Annotated in this window: 14 protein-coding genes, 1 tRNA gene and 2 rRNA genes; 3 read left to right on the plus strand and 14 right to left on the minus strand. The window is 69.7% G+C overall.

Features of this window, described 5'->3' with window-relative positions:
- Positions 1-81: 81 nt before the first annotated feature.
- From M0M48_RS14175 to tyrS, 3 genes are all read right to left on the minus strand, one after another.
- Positions 82-3203: ribosomal RNA gene (locus M0M48_RS14175) — 23S ribosomal RNA — on the minus strand.
- A gap of 398 nt (positions 3204-3601) precedes the next feature.
- Positions 3602-5120, minus strand: a 16S ribosomal RNA gene (locus M0M48_RS14180).
- The 16S and 23S rRNA genes sit together here, the layout of an rRNA operon.
- A gap of 521 nt (positions 5121-5641) precedes the next feature.
- The gene (gene tyrS, locus M0M48_RS14185) at positions 5642-6913 is read right to left on the minus strand and encodes a tyrosine--tRNA ligase (RefSeq protein ID WP_215816782.1); all 1272 of its coding nucleotides are present in this window, start codon (positions 6911-6913) and stop codon (positions 5642-5644) included.
- A gap of 130 nt (positions 6914-7043) precedes the next feature.
- On the opposite strand from tyrS, the gene M0M48_RS14190 reads away from it, so the two are divergent.
- Both M0M48_RS14190 and M0M48_RS14195 read left to right on the plus strand, forming a co-directional pair.
- Complete coding sequence (locus M0M48_RS14190; protein ID WP_257759337.1) at positions 7044-8375, plus strand: serine/threonine-protein kinase; 1332 nt, start codon at positions 7044-7046, stop codon at positions 8373-8375.
- A gap of 41 nt (positions 8376-8416) precedes the next feature.
- Complete coding sequence (locus tag M0M48_RS14195; protein ID WP_257751640.1) at positions 8417-9268, plus strand: hypothetical protein; 852 nt, start codon at positions 8417-8419, stop codon at positions 9266-9268.
- Here M0M48_RS14195 and M0M48_RS14200 read toward each other — a convergent pair.
- Positions 9237-10298 (minus strand): DNA adenine methylase, encoded by a 1062-nt coding sequence (locus M0M48_RS14200; RefSeq protein WP_257751641.1) that lies wholly within the window; start codon positions 10296-10298, stop codon positions 9237-9239. The two genes, M0M48_RS14195 and M0M48_RS14200, sit on opposite strands and share 32 nt — an antisense overlap.
- Positions 10299-10351: 53 nt before the next feature.
- Between M0M48_RS14200 and M0M48_RS14205 the strand changes: the two genes are divergently transcribed.
- Positions 10352-11098, plus strand: a complete 747-nt coding sequence (locus M0M48_RS14205; RefSeq protein ID WP_257751642.1) for a PIG-L deacetylase family protein — start codon at positions 10352-10354, stop codon at positions 11096-11098.
- Here the strand turns inward: M0M48_RS14205 and M0M48_RS14210 are convergent, their stop codons facing one another.
- The 10 genes from M0M48_RS14210 to M0M48_RS14255 all read right to left on the minus strand — a co-directional run bounded on the left by M0M48_RS14210 (position 11099) and on the right by M0M48_RS14255 (position 20376).
- Positions 11099-11272, minus strand: coding sequence for a hypothetical protein (locus tag M0M48_RS14210; protein ID WP_215816787.1), 174 nt, complete (start codon positions 11270-11272; stop codon positions 11099-11101).
- A gap of 33 nt (positions 11273-11305) precedes the next feature.
- Positions 11306-11379 (minus strand) — tRNA-Ile (locus tag M0M48_RS14215).
- A 10-nt stretch (positions 11380-11389) separates the two neighbouring features.
- A complete protein-coding gene (locus M0M48_RS14220; protein ID WP_257751643.1) occupies positions 11390-12388 on the minus strand; it encodes an aminoglycoside phosphotransferase family protein in 999 nt (332 codons plus the stop codon).
- A gap of 59 nt (positions 12389-12447) precedes the next feature.
- Positions 12448-14091: an efflux RND transporter periplasmic adaptor subunit gene (locus M0M48_RS14225; RefSeq protein WP_257751644.1), complete on the minus strand. Its 1644-nt coding sequence runs from the start codon at positions 14089-14091 to the stop codon at positions 12448-12450.
- Positions 14079-14915: a DUF5666 domain-containing protein gene (locus M0M48_RS14230; protein ID WP_257751645.1), complete on the minus strand. Its 837-nt coding sequence runs from the start codon at positions 14913-14915 to the stop codon at positions 14079-14081. The genes M0M48_RS14225 and M0M48_RS14230 overlap by 13 nt, the downstream gene beginning before the upstream one ends.
- A gap of 64 nt (positions 14916-14979) precedes the next feature.
- Complete coding sequence (locus tag M0M48_RS14235) at positions 14980-16209, minus strand: ABC transporter permease (protein ID WP_257751646.1); 1230 nt, start codon at positions 16207-16209, stop codon at positions 14980-14982.
- Positions 16206-16919, minus strand: coding sequence for an ABC transporter ATP-binding protein (locus M0M48_RS14240; protein WP_257751647.1), 714 nt, complete (start codon positions 16917-16919; stop codon positions 16206-16208). The genes M0M48_RS14235 and M0M48_RS14240 overlap by 4 nt, the downstream gene beginning before the upstream one ends.
- On the minus strand, positions 16916-18133 hold the full coding sequence (locus M0M48_RS14245; protein WP_257751648.1) for an efflux RND transporter periplasmic adaptor subunit: 1218 nt from the start codon (positions 18131-18133) through the stop codon (positions 16916-16918). Before M0M48_RS14245 ends, M0M48_RS14240 begins: the two co-directional genes overlap by 4 nt.
- 45 nt (positions 18134-18178) lie before the next feature.
- Positions 18179-19651 (minus strand): sensor histidine kinase, encoded by a 1473-nt coding sequence (locus M0M48_RS14250; protein ID WP_257751649.1) that lies wholly within the window; start codon positions 19649-19651, stop codon positions 18179-18181.
- Between the two features lie 5 nt (positions 19652-19656).
- Entirely contained in the window at positions 19657-20376 is a 720-nt protein-coding gene (locus M0M48_RS14255) for a response regulator transcription factor (protein WP_257751650.1), read from the minus strand.

Here is a 20376-nt window from a genome sequence, read left to right on the forward strand (position 1 = left end):
ATGTCTGGGGTTGGTCTTCATGTGGACGCGCAGCACACCAAGTGTTCATCTTGTGTGTTGTTGGGTGTGTTGGGGGTTTGTTGTGGCAAGTCTTCGGCCTATTAGTACCGGTCGGCTAGGCATTGCTGCTGTACACCTCCGGCCTATCAACCCAATCATCTTTTGGGGGCCTTAACCCACAAGGGGTGGGAAACCTCATCTTGAAACGTGCTTCCCGCTTAGATGCGTTCAGCGGTTATCACTTCCGAACGTAGCCAACCAGCCATGCACCTGGCGGTACAACTGGCACACCAGAGGTTCGTCCATCCCGGTCCTCTCGTACTAGGGACAGCCTTTCTCAAGTTTCCTACGCGCGCGGCGGATAGGGACCGAACTGTCTCACGACGTTCTAAACCCAGCTCGCGTGCCGCTTTAATGGGCGAACAGCCCAACCCTTGGGACCTACTCCAGCCCCAGGATGCGACGAGCCGACATCGAGGTGCCAAACCATCCCGTCGATATGGACTCTTGGGGAAGATCAGCCTGTTATCCCCGGGGTACCTTTTATCCGTTGAGCGACAACGCTTCCACTCGCAGTTGCCGGATCACTAGTTCCGACTTTCGTCCCTGCTCGACATGTCTGTCTCACAGTCAAGCTCCCTTGTGCACTTACACTCAACACCTGATTGCCAACCAGGCTGAGGGAACCTTTGAGCGCCTCCGTTACTCTTTGGGAGGCAACCGCCCCAGTTAAACTACCCATCAGGCACTGTCCCTGAACCAGATCATGGCCCTAGGTTAGACATCTAGTACGACCAGAGTGGTATTTCAACGTTGACTCCACAACCACTGGCGTGGCCGCTTCACAGTCTCCCACCTATCCTACACAAGCCGAACCAAACACCAATGCCAAACTATAGTAAAGGTCCCGGGGTCTTTCCGTCCTGCCGCGCGTAACGAGCATCTTTACTCGTAGTGCAATTTCGCCGAGTCCATGGTTGAGACAGTAGGAAAGTCGTTACTCCATTCGTGCAGGTCGGAACTTACCCGACAAGGAATTTCGCTACCTTAGGATGGTTATAGTTACCACCGCCGTTTACTGGGGCTTAAATTCTGAGCTTCGACTTACGTCTAACCCGTCCTCTTAACCTTCCAGCACCGGGCAGGAGTCAGTCCGTATACATCGTCTTACAACTTCGCACGGACCTGTGTTTTTAGTAAACAGTCGCTTTCCCCTGGTCTCTGCGGCCCTTCCCGCTTCCCCAGCAAGTGGGTACACGATCCGGGCCCCCCTTCTCCCGAAGTTACGGGGGCATTTTGCCGAGTTCCTTAACCATGGTTGTCTCGATCGCCTCGGTATTCTCTACCTGATCACCTGAGTCGGTTTCGGGTACGGGCGGCTCATGGCTCGCTAGAGGTTTTTCTCGACAGCATAGGATCACCCACTTCCCCCCTACGGGGTCGGCATCACATCTCAGGGCTACCGATCAAACGGCCGTGTGGCGGATTTGCCTACCACACCCCCTACATGCTTACCCGCCGTCTACCATCGCGGCGGTTGGGCTACCTTCCTGTGTCACCCCATCGCTTGACTACTACCGGGTCGGGTCCCACGCTCCACACCAAGCTCTCCGTCCGAAGACATCGATACGAGGTGCTTTGGGTGGTTAGCATCACCGGGCTCATCATGGGCGCCATTTCGCCGGTACGGGAATATCAACCCGTTGTCCATCGACTACGCCTGTCGGCCTCGCCTTAGGTCCCGACTCACCCAGGGCAGATTAGCTTGACCCTGGAACCCTTGATCAATCGGCGCACGGGTTTCTCACCCGTGATTCGCTACTCATGCCTGCATTCTCACTCGTGTCACATCCACACCTGGATCACTCCGGCGCTTCACCCGTGACACGACGCTCCCCTACCCAACCGCACCCCTGGACCACCATCAAGTAGTGGCCTGGGTTAAATGCGATTGCCATGGCTTCGGCGGGCGGCTTGAGCCCCGCTACATTGTCGGCGCGGAATCACTTGACCAGTGAGCTATTACGCACTCTTTCAAGGGTGGCTGCTTCCAAGCCAACCTCCTGGTTGTCACTGCGACTCCACATCCTTTTCCACTTAGCCGCCTCTTAGGGGCCTTAGCCGATGGTCTGGGCTGTTTCCCTCTCGACTATGAAGCTTATCCCCCACAGTCTCACTGCCACGCTCACACTTACCGGCATTCGGAGTTTGGCTAACGTCAGTAACCTGGTCGGGCCCATCGGCTATCCAGTGCTCTACCTCCGGCAAGAAACACGCAACGCTGCACCTAAATGCATTTCGGGGAGAACCAGCTATCACGGAGTTTGATTGGCCTTTCACCCCTATCCACAGGTCATCCCCTCCATTTTCAACTGAAGTGGGTTCGGTCCTCCACGCCGTCTTACCGGCGCTTCAACCTGCCCATGGATAGATCACTCCGCTTCGGGTCTAGAACACGCGACTCAAACGCCCTATTCAGACTCGCTTTCGCTACGGCTACCCCACACGGGTTAACCTCGCCACGTATCGCTAACTCGCAGGCTCATTCTTCAAAAGGCACGCCATCACCCTCACAGGCTTTGACGGATTGTAGGCACATGGTTTCAGGTACTATTTCACTCCCCGCCAGGGGTACTTTTCACCTTTCCCTCACGGTACTGGTCCGCTATCGGTCATCGAGGAGTATTTAGGCTTAACGGGTGGTCCCGCCAGATTCACACACCATTCCAGGAGTAGCGTGTTACTTGGGAAATGCTGAACACAGCCAGACCCTATCGTCTACGGGGCTATCACCCGCTACGGCACCGCTTTCCAACGGACTTCGACCTCGTGTCTGGTTTCTTACTGTGCGCCACCCCGGCAGAGGCAACAACAACACTCCCACAACCCCCACTCCACAACGCCTGCCGGCTATCACATGAAGTAGGTTTAGCCTCATCCGATTTCGCTCGCCACTACTCTCGGAATCACGGTTGTTTTCTCTTCCTAAGGGTACTGAGATGTTTCACTTCCCCTTGTTCCCTCCACACACCCTATTTCATTCAGGTGCAGGTAACACGACATAACTCGTGCTGGGTTTCCCCATTCGGACATCCCCGGATCAACGCTCGGTTGCCAACTCCCCAGGGCATATCGCAGGCTCCCACGTCCTTCATCGGCTCTCGATGCCAAGGCATCCACCATGTGCCCTTAACAACTTGCCCACAACAAACCACCAACACACACAACAACACCTCCACCAACAACCCCGAAGAGCTGCCGAAGACGATGCGTCAACTACCTGTGCACATGCCGGCGGTCCCATCATGGAACAAACCATAATAGAGAACACACACAAACAATCATCACGAAACAAACACTATTATATGCTCGCGTCCACTATGAAGAAATCAAACAGCCAGAAGCCGACCAGCACCACAAACCCACATCCGGGGCCTGCAGCGTCTGATGCCTCAGACACCCAACAGCGTGCCATACAAACTCACAACCAAACCACCCAACAAACGCCGGGCTTAAGCTGCAAACGATCATTGTGTTCCACTAGTGAACACCCCCAACGCATCCAGCACATTCGGCTGATGTCACGGGGTGTGCTCCTTAGAAAGGAGGTGATCCAGCCGCACCTTCCGGTACGGCTACCTTGTTACGACTTCGTCCCAATCGCCAGCCCCACCTTCGACGGCTCCCCCCACAAGGGTTAGGCCACCGGCTTCGGGTGTTGCCGACTTTCGTGACGTGACGGGCGGTGTGTACAAGGCCCGGGAACGTATTCACCGCAGCGTTGCTGATCTGCGATTACTAGCGACTCCGACTTCATGGGGTCGAGTTGCAGACCCCAATCCGAACTGAGACCGGCTTTTTGGGATTCGCTCCCCCTCACGGGATCGCAGCCCTTTGTACCGGCCATTGTAGCATGCGTGAAGCCCTGGACATAAGGGGCATGATGACTTGACGTCATCCCCACCTTCCTCCGAGTTGACCCCGGCAGTCTCCCATGAGTCCCCGGCATAACCCGCTGGCAACATGGAACGAGGGTTGCGCTCGTTGCGGGACTTAACCCAACATCTCACGACACGAGCTGACGACAGCCATGCACCACCTGTACACCAGTATCAATGAGACCCCTATCTCTAGGGGCTTCCGGTGTATGTCAAACCCAGGTAAGGTTCTTCGCGTTGCATCGAATTAATCCGCATGCTCCGCCGCTTGTGCGGGCCCCCGTCAATTCCTTTGAGTTTTAGCCTTGCGGCCGTACTCCCCAGGCGGGGCGCTTAATGCGTTAGCTACGGCACGGAATCCGTGGAAAGGACCCCACACCTAGCGCCCAACGTTTACGGTGTGGACTACCAGGGTATCTAATCCTGTTCGCTCCCCACACTTTCGCTCCTCAGCGTCAGGTAATGCCCAGAGAACCGCCTTCGCCACCGGTGTTCCTCCTGATATCTGCGCATTTCACCGCTACACCAGGAATTCCATTCTCCCCTGCATACCTCTAGTCTGCCCGTATCGAAAGCAAGCAACGAGTTAAGCCCGCTGTTTTCACTCCCGACGCGACAAACCGCCTACGAGCCCTTTACGCCCAATAATTCCGGACAACGCTCGGACCCTACGTATTACCGCGGCTGCTGGCACGTAGTTGGCCGGTCCTTCTTCTGTACCTACCGTCACTTTCGCTTCGTCGGTACTGAAAGAGGTTTACAACCCGAAGGCCGTCATCCCTCACGCGGCGTTGCTGGATCAGGCTTCCGCCCATTGTCCAATATTCCCCACTGCTGCCTCCCGTAGGAGTCTGGGCCGTGTCTCAGTCCCAGTGTGACCGGTCACCCTCTCAGGCCGGCTACCCGTCAAAGCCTTGGTGAGCCATTACCTCACCAACAAGCTGATAGGCCGCGAGCACATCCTGGACCGAAAAACTTTCCACCACCACTAGATGCCTAGAGTGGTCATATCCGGTATTAATCACCGTTTCCGGTGGCTATCCCAGAGTCCAGGGCAGATTACTCACGTGTTACTCACCCGTTCGCCGCTCGAGTACTCCCGAAGGAGCCTTTCCGCTCGACTTGCATGTGTTAAGCACGCCGCCAGCGTTCGTCCTGAGCCAGGATCAAACTCTCCATAAGAAAATTCTAACCTGACAATCGACGGACACTGACAACAACGTTGTCAGAATCATCATCATTGCCACAAACACACATCCAACCAAGAAGGCCGGACGCACAAACGTCACAACAATCTATTTGCATGACACACTGTTGAGTTCTCAAACATCACACGCTTCGAAGTTTCCCGTTGCCGGTTCTTCTTCGAGCTGATGCAGTCCGAAACCTTAGTGTCTGACTCCGGTCTGTGCCAAATCCGTGTGGACTTGCTTTTCTGACCGGCGTCCGAACGAGGTGTTCGAGACTTGGTGGTCGCGGGGCCGGAAGCCCTCCGGCTGACCGCCGTCTTGCTTCCCGCCGCACCCGGCGACAAAGAGAACATTACGCACACCCGGCCAGAAGCACAAATCGAAACGACGTGACCCGGGCCACAGGCCTCTCCACCCCCCTCCTCAGGGGGCTGCGAGCGCCTCCGGAGACGCCTGTGGGCGGCCTCCGAGGAGGCCGCCCACAGGGGGGTATCCGGTCGTGCGCTCGCCGGCTCAGCGCACCCGTACGCCGGCGAACCGCTTCTTGCCGCGGCGCAGCACCAGCCATGAGCCGCCGATCAGGTCGGCCCGGTCGGCCACGTGCTCGGGGTCCTCCACGCGCACGTTGTTGACGTAGGCGCCGCCCTCGGCGACGGTGCGCCGGGCCTCCCCCTTGGACTTGGCCAGACCGGTGAGCGTCAGCAGCTCGACGACGTCGGGGATGCCCGCTCCCCCGTCGACGTCGACCGCGCCGGCCTCGCCCAGCGCCGCCTCGAGCGTGGCGGCGGAGAGGGCGGTGACGTCACCGGTGCCGAAGAGCGCCTGGGCGGCGGCCTTGGCGTTCTCGGTCTCGTCCTTGCCGTGCACCAGCGTGGTCACCTCGTCGGCGAGCACCTTCTGGGCCTCGCGAAGGAAGGGCTTCTCGGCATGGCGTGCCTCGAGCGCCTCGATCTCCTCGCGCGGGAGGAAGGTGAAGACGCGGAGCAGCTCGCCGACCTTCTCGTCCTCGACGTTGAGCCAGAACTGGTGGAAGGCGTAGGGCGCCAGCATCTGCGGGTCGAGCCAGAGGGCGCCGCCCTCGGTCTTGCCGTACTTGGTGCCGTCGGCCTTGGTGATGAGCGGCGTGGCGAACGCGTGGGCGCTGCCGCCCTCGGCGCGGCGGATCAGCTCGACGCCGCCGGTGAGGTTGCCCCACTGGTCGGAGCCGCCGAACTGGAGGGTGACGCCGCGCTCGCGGAAGAGCGTCAGGTAGTCCATCGACTGCAGCAGCACGTAGGAGAACTCGGTGTAGCTGATGCCCGACTCGAGCCGGCGCTTGACCGTCTCGCGCGCCAGCATGCGGTTGACCGGGAAGTGCTTGCCGATGTCGCGGAGGAAGTCGATGACCGACAGTCCCCCGGTCCAGTCGTGGTTGTTGACCATCGTGGCCGCGTTGTCCCCCTCGAAGGAGAGGAAGGGCTCGATCTGGCCGCGCACGCGCGCGGTCCACTCCTGCACGGTGTCGAGGGAGTTGAGCGTGCGCTCCCCCGAGTCGCGCGGGTCGCCGATCATGCCGGTGGCCCCACCCACCAGCGCGTACGGCGTGTGCCCGCCGCGCTGGAGCCGCATCGCGGTGACGATCTGGACCAGGTTGCCCATGTGCAGGCTCGGCGCCGTCGGGTCGAAGCCCACATAGAACCGGACGCTCCCCTCGCTCAGCGCTGTGCGCAGGGCGTCGCGGTCGGTGGACTCGGCCAGGAGGCCGCGCCACTCGAGATCGGCGAGGAGGTTCGGGTCGACGGACACGTCGGTCCTTTCGGTTCGGCGGTGGTGATAGAGGCGGGACCGGGTCCGGTCCCGCCTCCAAGGGTGCCCCATCGGCGGTGCCCGGGCCCACTGGGTTCGACTCGGTGGACCCGGGTACGTTGCGAGCACGATGACCAACCAAAGGATTGCGGGGCGCTATACCCTGGGGAGGGCGGTCGGCCAAGGCGCCGGCGGCGCGGTCTGGATGGCGCACGACGAGGTCCTGGACCGCCGGGTCGCGCTCAAGCGGATCGGCACGATCGCCGGCGTCGACGACGCCGTGCGCGCCGAGCGCGAGGCACGACTGGCCGCGCAGGTGCACCACCCCCACGTGGTCGCCGTCTACGACCTGGTCACCGATCCCGACGGCACCTGGCTCGTCATGGAGTACGTCGACGGCCCCGCCCTCTCGGCCGCGGTCCGCGAGCACGGCCCCCTCTCCCCCGACGCCGCCGCCCAGCTGCTCGCGCCCGTCGCCGACGCCCTGGTCCAGGCGCACGCGCTCGGGATCGTGCACCGCGACGTGAAGCCGTCGAACATCCTGACCGGGTCCGACGGGAGCGCGAAGCTCTCCGACTTCGGCATCGCCCGCGGGGCCGAGGACGCGACGCTGACCCGGACCGGGCTCGTCACCGGCTCCCCGGCGTACCTCGCCCCGGAGGTCGCGACCGGCGCGCAGGCGACGCCGGCCAGCGACGTCTGGGCGTTCGGCGCCACGCTCGTGCACCTGCTGACCGCGCGGCCGCCGTACCACCACGACGACCGGGACAACGGTCCGCTGGCCGTCGTCTACCGGATCGCGCACGAGGACCCGCCGCTGCCCGAGTCGGCCGGCTGGCTGCGCCCGCTCATCGCGGCGGCGATGACGAAGGACCCCGCGGCGCGGCCCTCGATGGCGGCGGTGCGCGACCACCTGGCGCGGGTCGAGACGCTCGCGGAGCAGACGTCGTACCTGGCGCCGGTCGCAGCGGCCCCGGCCGCGCCGGCTGCCCCCCGCCGCCGGCCGGTCGGGCTGATCGCGGCGCTGGCCGTGGCGGCCGTGCTGGTCGTGGTCCTCGGCGGTGTGCTGCTGGCGACCCGCGGCGACGACGACCCGCCCGCGGCCGGTCGCGACCCCGGGACGACGGCGACCACGCCGCCGCCCTCGACGGCGTCGCCCGAGCCGCCGAGCCGGGAGACGCTCATCGCGTTCGCTCGCCAGTACGTCGCCACGGCGGACGAGGACCCCGGTGCCGGGTTCGCGATGCTGACCCCCGCCTACCAGGAGCGCAGCCCCACCTACCGCGACTTCTGGGGGCGGATGAAGAACCCCCGGTTCGACTCGGTCGAGGCCGATCCGGCGGCGATGACGGTGACCTACGAGTACCGCTACACCTTCCCCGGCAAGGGGCGGGTCGCCGAGCGGGTGACGCTGCACCTGGTCGACCAGGACGGCACGCTCCTCATCGACGACGCCTCCTGATCTCGTCGCGCGAACCCTCACCAAGAGGTTACGTTGGCTCGGTGAGCGAGGACGACGACGCGGCGCGCCGGGTACTGCCCGTCGCCGAGGCCGTGGCGTCCGCCCATGCCGAGGGCCGGGTGCACGGTGCCGTCTCCGCGGACCCACGACTGGCTCCGCACGACGCGGTCCCCGGTCCGGCCGCGGACGTGTGGGCGCTCGGCGCCCTGCTCCTGCACGCGACCACCGGGCAGCTCGCCTCGACCGGGGACGTGGTCCCGCGCCGGGCCGGGTGGCTGGCGCCGGTGATCGAGCTCGCGCTCCGGCCGGACCCGGCCGAGCGGCCCAGCGCCGAGGAGATCGTGGCCTACCTGCGCGCCCGCATCGCTCCCCCGCCGCCGGTACGGCGCCGTCGCGCCGGGGCCGGGCTGGTGCTGGCGGGCGTCGTCGCGATCGCGGCGCTCGGAGCGGTCGGCGCGACGCTGCTCCTCACCGGCGGCGGGGACGACGAGCCGCCGGCCACCGCTCCCACCACCCCGCCGGCCACCGGGGACACGAGCCCGGGACCGGAGCGGCAGCCGGCGGCCGCACCCTCCACCGAGCCCCCGACCGCCGCCGAGCTCGAGCGGTTCGCCCGGGACTACGTGACGCTGGCCAGCGCCGACCCCGACCGCGGCTACGCGCTGCTCACCCGGGACTACCAGGCACGCAGCCCGCGCTACCGCGACGTGTGGGCGGCGATCAGCGAGCCCGAGATCCTCGCGCTCGCGGCCGAGCCGGAGACGCTGTCGGTGCGCTACACCTACCGCTACGCCCTGCCCGGCGGCGTACGGCGGACCGAGGACATCACCTTGCAGCTGGTTCAGCGCGGCGAGCGCCTGCTCATCGCGGGAGCGACGGCTCGCCAGCGCTGACCGCGGCCGCGACCCGGTCGGGAGGACCGGCGACGAAGAGGTACTCCACGTTGCGCAGCCGGCCGACCTCGCCGACCCGCTTGCCGGCGGCGTTGTGGATGCCGATCTGCGCGCCGACGTACCGCTTGCTGTCGAAGGCCAGCAGCGCGACCTCGGCATGGCCCGCATCGCGCAGGAACCGGGTCATCTCGTCGGGCGTCACCCACGCCTCGTCGTTGTAGGACACCACGACCACCTCGGCCCGCAGCCGGCCGAGCAGGTCGGCGAGCGCGGCCGGCATCGTCCGGCGGCTGTTGAAGACGCTGCGCCGCTCGCGCACGTCGACGCGCTTGCACGCGATGCCGTAGTGCTCGGGGGCGTCCCAGCGGACGAGGGTCTCCCAGATGTGGTAGTTCGCGAAGTAGCGGTGCTGGTTGTAGGGCGGGTCGACGTAGGCGAGGTCGGTGGCCGGCAGGTCGTCGACGAGGACCATCGCGTCACCGCGCTGCGTCGTACCGGGGCCGGGGAGGAGATCGGGACGGCGCAGCCGGAGGTCGGCGTGCGCGCGCGGCGCCCACTGCTTGAGGTAGGCCATCTGCACGCCCGTGGTCGAGTCGACCCGGTCCGCGGCGAGCATCAGGCTCGTCAGCAGCACCGGCCGCAGCGGGCTCCCCTCGGGGTGGTCGCGCTCGATCGCGTCGCGGATCGCGTCGATCCGGCGGCCGTTCTTGGGCTGGAAGAAGCGCGCCCGCTCGCAGAACGTCTCGGTGACGTAGCCACTCCTCCCCGTGACCGCGTCGAGCCGGGCCAGCTCGGCGTCCAGCGCGTCGAGGTCGACCGCGTCGGCATCGGTCGCGATGAAGCAGTCGCTCAGCACCGCCGAGTACGACGCCAGGTCGGCCGCCGTCACCTCGATCCCCCGCCGCTTGAACTCCTGGGCGACGCGCGTCGTACCGGTGAACAGGTCGACGGCCGTCCGCGCACCCGTCGCCACGGCCATCTCCCCCAGCACGGGCACGAGCGTGCGCTTCGAGCCGAGGTACTTGATCACGGGCGCCAGCGTAGGGCGTGGCGCCCGGCCGCCCGGGCTGAGATGCTCGCTCCATGGCCGAGACCCCCGCCCCGCTGGACCCGCTGAACGAGGACTGGGAGCGCGCCCTGTGCGTCGTCGCGCACCCCGACGACATGGAGTTCGGCGCCGCCGCCGCGGTCGCGCGCTGGACCGGCCAGGGCAAGAACGTCGTCTACTGCATGGTCACCAGCGGCGAGGCCGGCATCGACGGCCTCGCCCCCGACGCCTGCCGCGCCGTGCGCGAGGAGGAGCAGGTCCGCTCCGCCGCGGTCGTCGGCGTCGACGTCGTCGACTTCCTGCACCAGCCCGACGGCGTCCTCGAGTACGGCGTCGCGCTGCGCGCCGTGATCGCCGAGTCGGTCCGCCGGCACCGGCCGGACATCGTGATCACCGGCAACTTCCGCGACACCTGGGGCGGGCGCAACCTCAACCAGGCCGACCACATCGCGGTGGGGCGCGCGGTGCTGGACGCCGTACGGGACGCGGGGAACCGGTGGGTCTTCGCCGACCAGCTCACCGACGGCCTCGATCCCTGGGGCGGCGTCCGCGAGGTCTGGGCCTTCGGCTCCCCCGAGTCGACCCACGCGGTCGACACGACCGCCACCTTCGACGCCGGCGTGACCTCCCTCGAGGCGCACGCGGCGTACATCGACGGGTTGGGGTGGGAGAACTGGGACCCGCGGGAGTTCCTCGAGGGCATGGCCCGCGCCACCGGCAGCCGCCTCGGCGTCACGTTCGCGGCGCCGTTCGAGGTGTTCCCGATGGGGTGGGGCGAGTAGTCAGCGGCCGTCGCGGACGTACCAGACCGCCCAGGTGACCGGGAAGAACAGCCCGGCCACGACGGCGACGTCCCACCGGGGCGAGCGGCGGCGCTCGCCAGCGGCGGTGAGGCCGGCCAGGGCGACGAGCGGGGCGGCCAATGCCGCCAGCAGGAGCACGGTCGCGGGGGTCACCCGACGAGTGTGGCCCGAAAACGACGGCCTGGGTAGGGCGGGTGGGGCTCGAACCCACGACCCAAGGATTATGAGTCCTCTGCTCTGACCGACTGAGCTACCGCCCCTGGTGCGCCCTCACCCTAGTGGGGCCGCGGGCGTGATCGGCGTCGGCTCCAGGAGGCGGGCCAGCCGCTCGGCGGGTGCGGCGCCGTCGACCAGGCGCTCGCCCGGCGTCATCGTCGCGACGCAGCGGCGCCACGACTCGACCTTGGCCAGGCGGCCGAGCTGGAGGGCGGCGGGGAGGACGGCGCGGAGGGCGGGGGCCGGGGCGATATCGGTCCAGACGTCGATCGCGGCGTCGGCGATCCGGCGCAGGCCGCGGTCGTCGGGAGCCAGGCCGAGCTCGCGCTGGGCCATGGTGAGGGGGACGGTCAGCGCGGCGAGGGGGTCGCCGAGGACGGCGTCGGCGAAGTCGAGGAGGCGCAGGCCGTCGGGGCCGGCGACCACGTTGGCCGCGTGCAGGTCGTTGTGGAGCAGGGTCAGGGGCAGGCCCAGGTCGTCGACCTGGTCGGCCCAGCGGTCGACGGCGGGCAGCAGCACCTCGAGGTGGGCAGCCGCCGCGGGCGCGAGGCGGCGGGGGTCGCCGGGCGGGAGCGCGCCGAGGCGGCCGACCGCGTCGGCGACGTACGTCGTGGCGTCGGTGGGCAGCATCCGGGTCAGGCCGAGGCCGGCCGCGCGCGGGACGAGGAGGCGCTGGAGCTCGGCGCCCGTGCGGACGATGCGGCACCAGGTGGCGATGTCGGCGATGCCGCCGCGGGCAGCCAGGGTGGGGCCGAGGTCGGCGGTGAGGAGCAGGTCGCGGACGGGATCGGCGGCCAGCACCGGGGCGACGTACGACGGGACCCAGCGGGCCAGCTCGACCTGGAGGCGGGCCTCGTGGGCCTGGCCCGGACAGTTCTGCTTGGCGTACGACGTCCGCCCCGCCGCCGTGACCCGCCACACCGCCGACCACGGCCGGTGGGCGACGAGCTCGATCCGGTCCGGCTCGCCGACCGCACCGGACACGAAGTCGCGCAGCTCGGCACGGAACGCGGCCGTGCCCCAGATCGCGCTCGTCCAGGTGGTGGTGGTCATGGCGGCAGCGTGACTCACGGCGGGACGCGGCGCCACCGGGTTTCCCCGCGCGCCCCTCCTCAGCGGGCCGGCACCATCATCCCGCCGGGCCCGCTGATCCGGACGCTGCCGCCCGGACCTCCGCCGAAGCCGCCGATCCCCCGCTGCTCGGAGTCCCCCGTCGGCACCTCGGCGTCGAGGTCGGCGAGCACCACGCGGTCACCGGCGTCCAGGCCGTCCACGACCTGCACGTCGGTGCTGCCGACGACCCCGGTCGTCACCCGGACCCGCTCCGCCTTGCCGTCGCGCACCACCTGGACCGTGCCGTCGGTGAGGGCCGAGGCCGGGACGGTGACGACGTCGTCGGCCTTGCCGACCACGACGGCGATGCTCGCGGGGAGTCCCTCGGGCAGCGCGAGGTCGCGCTGGTCGAGGGTGACCTGGACGGCGTACGTCGGGTCGGCGCTGCTGTCGCTCGAGGCCGTGGGCAGGTGCGCGACCCGGCTGATCTCACCGGCCAGCGGATCGCTCGCGCCGGCCGGGGTCACCTGGACCGTGGCGCCGACCTGGAGCCGGGCGGCCTGGTCCTTGCTCACCTGGAGGGTGACCGTGGTCAGGCCCGGCGCGACCACCGAGGCGACGGTGTCGCCTGCGGCGACCTGGTCGCCGGCGGCGACGCCCAGGGAGGTCACGGTCCCGTCGGCCGGGGCGCGGACCACGGCCGCGCGGAGGTTCGCGCGGGCCTGGGTCAGGTCGGCGCGGGCGCGGTCGATGCTCGCCTGGTCGTCGGCGAGGGTGGCGGCGGTGACGGTGCGGGTCGCGCCGGAGGGGGTGGCCTCCGGGGATGCGGCCGGTTGCTGGGTCGGCGTCTGGGTGGGGGTCTGGGTCGGGGTCTGGGTGGGCTTGGACGCGTCGGCAGCGGCGGCGCTCAGCGTCTTGCCGAGGGCGAGGAGGGCGACCTGGAGGGACTGCTGGGCGTCGGCGGTCTTCGCCTGGGCCGACTGCACGGCGGCCAGGGCGGTGGCGCAGGCCTCGCTCACGCCGTCCGCGGCGGGCTGGTCGGTGGGCTGGTCGGCGGACTGGTCGGCGGACTGGTCGGCGGACTGGTCGGTGGGGGTCCCGCCGGCCGGCTCGGACGCGGCGCAGGCCTCCTGCTGGGTGGTCAGGGCGGCGGCGGAGGCGGCGAGCGCCGTACTGGCGGCGGTCTGGGCGGCGAGGACCGCGTCCTGCTGCTGAGTGAGCTTCGCCAGCGCCGGGTTGGGTGTCTTGCCGCTGCCCTGGCCGCCGCCCGCCGAGCCAGAACCGGAGCCGGAGCCAGAGCTGGAGCCCGCATCCGCGTCGGCGGCGACGGCGGAGGTCTGCGCGGCGCGGTCCTCGGCGAGCCGGGCCTTCGCCGCGGCGAGGTCGGAGACGGCCCGGTCGACGGCGGCGCGCAGCGACGTACGGTCCAGGACGGCGATGACGTCGCCCTGCTCGACCTTGCGGCCGACGGCGGTACGGACGGCGGCGGTGCGCCCGTCGGTACCGAAGGACAGGTCGGATCGGCCGCTCGGCTCGATCGTGCCGGACAGGTCGAGGACCTGCTCGACGTCGGCGACGCGCGCGACCACGGTCCGGTACGACGGCGCGGAGCCCGTGGTGGCGCCGTAGGCCGCGAAGCCGGTACCGAGCACGGCCAGGACCGCGAGCGGTACGACGACCCGGCGGGGGCTCAGCGTCCGCACTGGTCCTCCACGGCGTCGCTGACCTGGATGGCGGTCGCGGTGACGGCGCCGGTGTCGTCCGCGTCGCCCGACACCTGGACGCAGCGGCCCTGGGTGAGCGCGGCGGCGGTCGCGGCGGCCTGGTGGGTGTAGGTCGTGGTGCTGTCGACGGTGACGGTGACCGTCCGGTCGCCGTCAGGGCCGGGGCTGGTCACCACGAAGCTGCCGTCGGCCACGGACGTCACCTCGCCGCGGACGCCGAAGGCGACCCCGCCCATCCGGCCGGGCGCGCCGCCGGTCAGGTCGCTGGGCAGGTCGCTGGGGCGCTCGGTCGGACGGTCGGTGGGCATGCCGCTGGGGCGTTGGCCCCCGCCCCCGCCCGCGCCCGGTCCGGTGCACCCGTCGTCGCCCGACGCCTGGACGGCGACCGCGGACGCCGTGGTCGCGGTCTCGGTGTCGGTGCCGGACCCGGCGGAGGCAGAGGCCGAGGCCGGGTCGGCGGCCGAGCGCACCACGACGCAGGCGCCGACGGTGACGTCGGCGTACGTCCCGGCGACCTGGTCGGTCACCTTGGTCTGGTCGGTCACGGTGACGGCGACCTGGCCGGACATCGGGCTGCGGACCTGGAGCACCTTGCCGTCGACGGCGGCGATCTGCCCGGACGTACCGGGGCGCACAGCGCCGGCGGGCGCCTCCCCGAGCACGTCGGTACGGGCACCGGCGGTGCCGGCCGCGGCCGGGGTGGCGCCGTCGTCGCTGCCGCACCCGGCGAGCACCAGCGCCATGAAGGCGCCGGTCGCGAGCAGGGCGACGGGCCGGTCGGTACGGATCGGGATCGAGGTCATGCGGGCCTCCTGGGAGAGCGGGAAGAGCGGGAAGAGCGGGACGGGCGGGGTCGGGCGGGGTCGGTCATTCGCTGCGGAGCGCGTCGATCGGCGTGAGCCGGGCCGCGCGGGTGGCCGGGTAGACGCCGAAGCCGACGCCGAGCGCGAGCGCGGTGGCGAGGGCGGCGCCGGTGGCGAGCAGCGAGACCGCCACGGCCTGGTCGATGAAGTGCGGCAGGACCTGGGCGCCGACGACGCCGATGAGGACGCCGACGAGGCCACCGGTCAGGCCGAGCAGGGAGGCCTCGACGAGGAACTGGCGCCGGATCGCCCGCGGGGTCGCGCCGAGCGCCTTGCGCAGGCCGATCTCGCGGACCCGTTCGGTGACCGAGACGAGCATGATGTTCATGACGCCGATCCCGCCGACGAGCAGGGAGATCCCGGCGACGCCGCCGAGGAGCACGGTGAAGGTGCGGTTGGTCTGGTTCGCGGTCTCGACGAGCGACTCCTGGGTGGCGATGGAGAAGTCCGCGTCGGCGGTCGTCACGCCGTGCCGGGTGGCGAGGAGCGCCTGCACCTCCTGGTACGCCGCCGCGAGGGTCTTCTCGCTGGACGCCTCGACGTAGATGGTCGAGACCGTGTCCGCGGTGCTGCCGGTGAGCCGGCTCGCCGTGCCCAGCGGGACGACGGCCTGGTCGTCCTCGCTGGTGCCGGTCGCGGTGGAGCCGGACGCGGTGAGCACGCCGATCACGGTGAGCCGGGCGCCGTTGACGGTGACCTGCTGCCCGACGGGGCTGCGCGGGCCGAACAGCTCCGAGGCGGTGTCGGCGCCGATCACCACGACGTCGGCGGCACGGGCGGCCTCGTCGGCGGTGAAGAACCGGCCCGCGGAGAGCTCGCGGCTGCGCACCTGGGGCCAGGCGGGCGTCGTACCGACGAGCGAGGTGGTCCAGTTGGTGTCGCCGTTGACGAGCGAGACCGAGCCGTTGGTCGCGGGGGCCACCGCCGCCGCATCCGGTACGGCGTCCGGGTCGGTCAGCGCGGTCGCGTCGGCGCCGGTCAGGGTCGAGGCCGAGCCGAACCCGCCCCGGCGGCCGGTCCCGGCGTCGGTGCTGCTGCCGGGCGAGACGATGAGGAGGTTCGAGCCGAGCGCGTCGATCTGGTCCGCGACCTCGCGCTGGGCGCCCTGGCCGAGGCCGACGGTGAGGATCACCGACGAGATGCCGATGACGATGCCGAGCACGGTCAGCGCCGAACGCAGGCGGTGCGCGCGGATCGCGCCCAGTCCCGAGCGGACCGTCTCCCACCAGCTCATCGGGCGCCTGCCAGCCCGCTGCCGGCGGAGGTACGCCGGTCGGTGGTGATCAGGCCGTCGTCGATGACCAGGTTGCGCTGGGCGCGGGCGGCGACGTCCGGCTCGTGGGTGATGAGCACGATGGTGCGCCCGGCGGCGTGCAGCTCGTCGAAGAGCCCGAGCACGTCGCGGGTCGAGGCGGAGTCGAGGTTGCCGGTGGGCTCGTCGGCGAGGAGCAGGTCCGGCTCGGTGACCAGGGCCCGGGCGACGGCGACGCGCTGCTGCTGGCCGCCGGAGAGCTGGCCGGGCCGGTTCTCCACGCGGTCGGCGAGGCCGACTCGGGTGAGGGCGGCGACGGCGCGCTCGCGGCGCTCGGCGCGCGGGACGCCGGCGTAGACGAGGGGGAGCTCGACGTTGCGCCACGCGGGCATCGAGGCGAGCAGGTGGAACTGCTGGAAGACGAACCCGATCCGGCGGTTGCGGATCGCGGCGAGCGCGGCCTCGTCCAGCGCGGAGGTGTCCTCGCCGGCGAGGACGTAGTGACCCTCGGTCGGGACGTCGAGGCAGCCGAGGATGTTCATCAGCGTCGACTTGCCGGAGCCGGAGGGGCCGATCACGGCGGCGTACTCCCCCTCGGCGATCGTCGTTTCGATGCCGCGCAGGGCCTCGAACTCGACGCTGCCGGAGCGGTAGGTCTTGCGGACGCCGGACAGCTCGATGAGCGCGCTCACTGGCCACCGCCGAAGCCGGCCGGGGGTACCCCGCCGCCGGGGATGACGACGCCGCCCTGCTGGAAGTCGCGCATCCGCTGCGGCGCCTGGTCCAGGTTGCCGCCGCCCCCGCCGCCGGGACCCGAGAAGGAGGGCACCGAGACGACGTCGCCGGCCTGCAGTCCCGAGACGACCTCGGTGACGAGCCCGCTGGTCTCGCCCAGCTCGACGTCGGTGCGGGTGGTGGCGCCGGTGGCGGGGTCGGTGACCTTCTCGACGTAGGTCTGGTCGCCGTCGGTGCGCACGGCGCGGCTGTCGACGGTGAGGACGTCGGCGCGGCTGCTGACCACGATCGAGACGTCGGCGGAGGTGCCGCCGAAGAGGTCGTCGCGCTGGTCGGTGACCTCGATGGTCACCGGGAAGGCGGCGGCGCCGTTGGCGTCGGCCTCGGCGACGAGGCCGACCTCGGAGACGGTGCCGTAGACGGGCTCGTCGATGCCGCTGACGGTGAGGGTCGCCTGGAGGCCCTTCTTCAGCTTGCCGACGTCGCCGCTGGCGACCGTGGCCTCGACGACGAAACGACCGCTGGAGACGACGGTGATCGTGGCCGTGTCGCTGCCGCTGCCGCTGCCGCTGCCGCTGCCGCTGTCGGACGAGCCGCCGCCCGACGGGCTCGCGGAGCCGCCGACGGTGTCGCCGACGGCGAGGCCGACGGCGGTGACGGTGCCCTTGGCGGTGGCGCGCAGGACCGCGCCGGCGGCGGCGTCCTCGGCCTGCGCGAGACTGGACTCGGCGGCCAGGACCGCGGCGTCGTCCGCGGCGAGCTGCTCGTCCGAGGCGCCGTCGGAGACGTGCTCGGAGCGGGCGGTCCGGGCGGCGGAGAGCGCGCTGCGGGCCGCGCTCAGCTCGGCCTGGAGGACGTCGTCGTCGATGGCCGCGAGGCGCTGGCCCTTGCGGACCTTGGCGCCGGGCTCGACGTACACGTGGGTGACGGTGCCGCTCGCGTCGAACCCGAGCTCGTCGGTCCGCGCGGCGGCCACGGTCCCACTGGCGCTGACCGTCTGCTGGAGGGTCTGGGTGGCCACGGTCGCCGTGGTCGGCGCGGCCGCGGCGGGGCTGTCGTCGCGCAGCAGGAGCCAGGAGCCGACTCCGGCCGAGAGGACGACGAGCAGGACCAGGCCGGCGACGAGGCGCCGGCGGGGAGTGCGCGGGGGGCGCAGGAGCTTGCGGATCACGGGCCCGACACTGGCGGCCCGGACTGTGCGACCCCTCGCTTGTCTCTATGAGGAGGCTGTGAGCCCGGATCCGGACCCGGCCCCGGGGGCGGAACGGCCGAGGCGCACGCTGATCCGGGTGTCGCCGCGGATGCTGCGCAGCGTCACGGAACCCCCGTGGGCGCTGACGATCGCCTGCACCAGCGCCAGCCCGAGGCCGACGCCGTCGGCGCGGTGGCGGGCGGCGTCGCCGCGGGTGAACCGCTCGAACGCGGTGCCCACGAGCTCGGCCGGGAAGCCGGGGCCGTCGTCGTGCACGTCGAAGCCGTCGGCGCGGACGGTGACGGTGACCGTCGTACCGGCGGGGGTGTACTTGCGGGCGTTGGCGAGCAGGTTGGTCACCACCTGGTGCAGGCGGTTGTCGTCGCCCACCACCTCGACCGGTACGCCATCGGGCGGCATCACGATCCGCCACCGGTGGTCCGGCGCGACCACCCGGGCGTCGTCCACCGCTTCGATGAGGAGGCGGGTCAGGTCGACCGGCGCGGCGACGAGCGGGCGTCCGGCGTCGAGGCGGGCCAGGAGCAGGAGGTCCTCGACGAGCGCGGTCATCCGCGCCGCCTCCTCCTCGACCTTGGCCAGCGCGACCGCGGACGTGTCGGCGTCCCCGCGGCGCCGGGCCAGCTCGGTGTAGCCGGCGATCGTGGTCAGCGGGGTGCGCAGCTCGTGGGAGGCGTCCGCGACGAACTGGCGGACCTGCTGCTCGCTGCGGTGGCGCGCGGACAGCGACGACTCGACGTGCGCGAGGAGCTGGTTGAGGGCGAGGCCGACCTGGCCGGCCTCGGTACGCGGATCGGTGAGGTGCGCGGGCACCCGCTCGGTGATGCCGATCTCGCCCTCGTCGAGCGGGATCTCCGAGACGGCGTGGGCGGTCGCGGCGACCTCGGTGAGCGGACGCAGCTGACGGCGTACGACGGCGGTGCCGACCAGGCCCGCCGCGACGATCGCGAGCAGGCCGAGCACGAGCTCGAGCCGGACCAGGGACGAGGTGGCGTCGTCGACGGTGTCGGTGGGCAGGCCGACGACCATGGTCACCTGGTCGACCTGGGTCCGGACCTTCCGGACCCGGTAGCTGCCGAGCCCCGGCAGGTCGAGGGTGCTCGGCTCGCTGCGTGCCTGGGCGAGGACGTCGAGGACGTCGGCGTCGAGCTCGCGCGGCCGGAGACCGGTGCTCGTCAGCATGACCACCTCGCCCCTGCGGTCGGTGTCGGCGAACAGGGCCGTGATGGCACCCTCGGCGCCGAAGACCCGCTGCCCGGACGAGGGGTCCATCGCGGGGCGCGGTCCCGGACGAGCCAGCGCGGCGACGTCGGAGTCGAGCCGGCTGGTCAGCCAGGCGTGCATGCCGAGGGTGGTCACCGTCCCGACGAGCAGCGAGACCACGGCGACCAGGGTCACCGCGGTCACGACCAGGCGCGCGGTGAGCGAACGGGGGACGAGCCGCTCCGTGATCCGGTGCATCCGGCTCATCGGGCTCATCGGGCTCACCCGGCCGCCGGCTTCAGCACGTAGCCCGCGCCGCGCATGGTGTGGATCATCGGCTCGCGGCCGGCGTCGATCTTCTTGCGCAGGTAGGAGATGTAGAGCTCGACGACATTGGCCTGGCCGCCGAAGTCGTAGTTCCAGACCCGGTCGAGGATCTGGGCCTTGCTCAGCACCCGGCGCGGGTTGCGCATCAGGTAGCGCAGCAGCTCGAACTCGGTCGCGGTCAGCGCGATCTCCGCACCCGAGCGGGTGACCTCGCGGCTGTCCTCGTCGAGCACGAGGTCGCCGACGACGAGCGTGGACCGGCTCTGCTCGACGGCGGTACCGGCGCGGCGGACGAGCGCGCGGAGGCGGGCGACCAGCTCCTCGAGGGAGAACGGCTTGGTCACGTAGTCGTCGCCGCCGGCGGTCAGCCCGGCGACCCGGTCCTCGACCGCGTCGCGGGCGGTGAGGAAGAGCACCGGGACGCTCGGATCGTCGGCGCGGATCCGGCGCAGGACCTCCATCCCGTCGTGGTCGGGCAGCATCATGTCGAGCACGACGACGTCCGGGCTCTGCCCGCGGACGGCGGCGACCGCCTCGCCCCCGGTGTGGGCGGTCTCGACGGCCCAGCCCTCGTAGCGCAGCGCCATCGCGACCAGCTCGGCGATGTTGACCTCGTCGTCGACGACGAGGGCGCGCAGCGGCGTACCGTCAGGGCGGGTGGCGGACTCGGTCAT

It is taken from the genome of Pimelobacter simplex (assembly GCF_024662235.1).
Lineage (GTDB): Bacteria > Actinomycetota > Actinomycetes > Propionibacteriales > Nocardioidaceae > Nocardioides.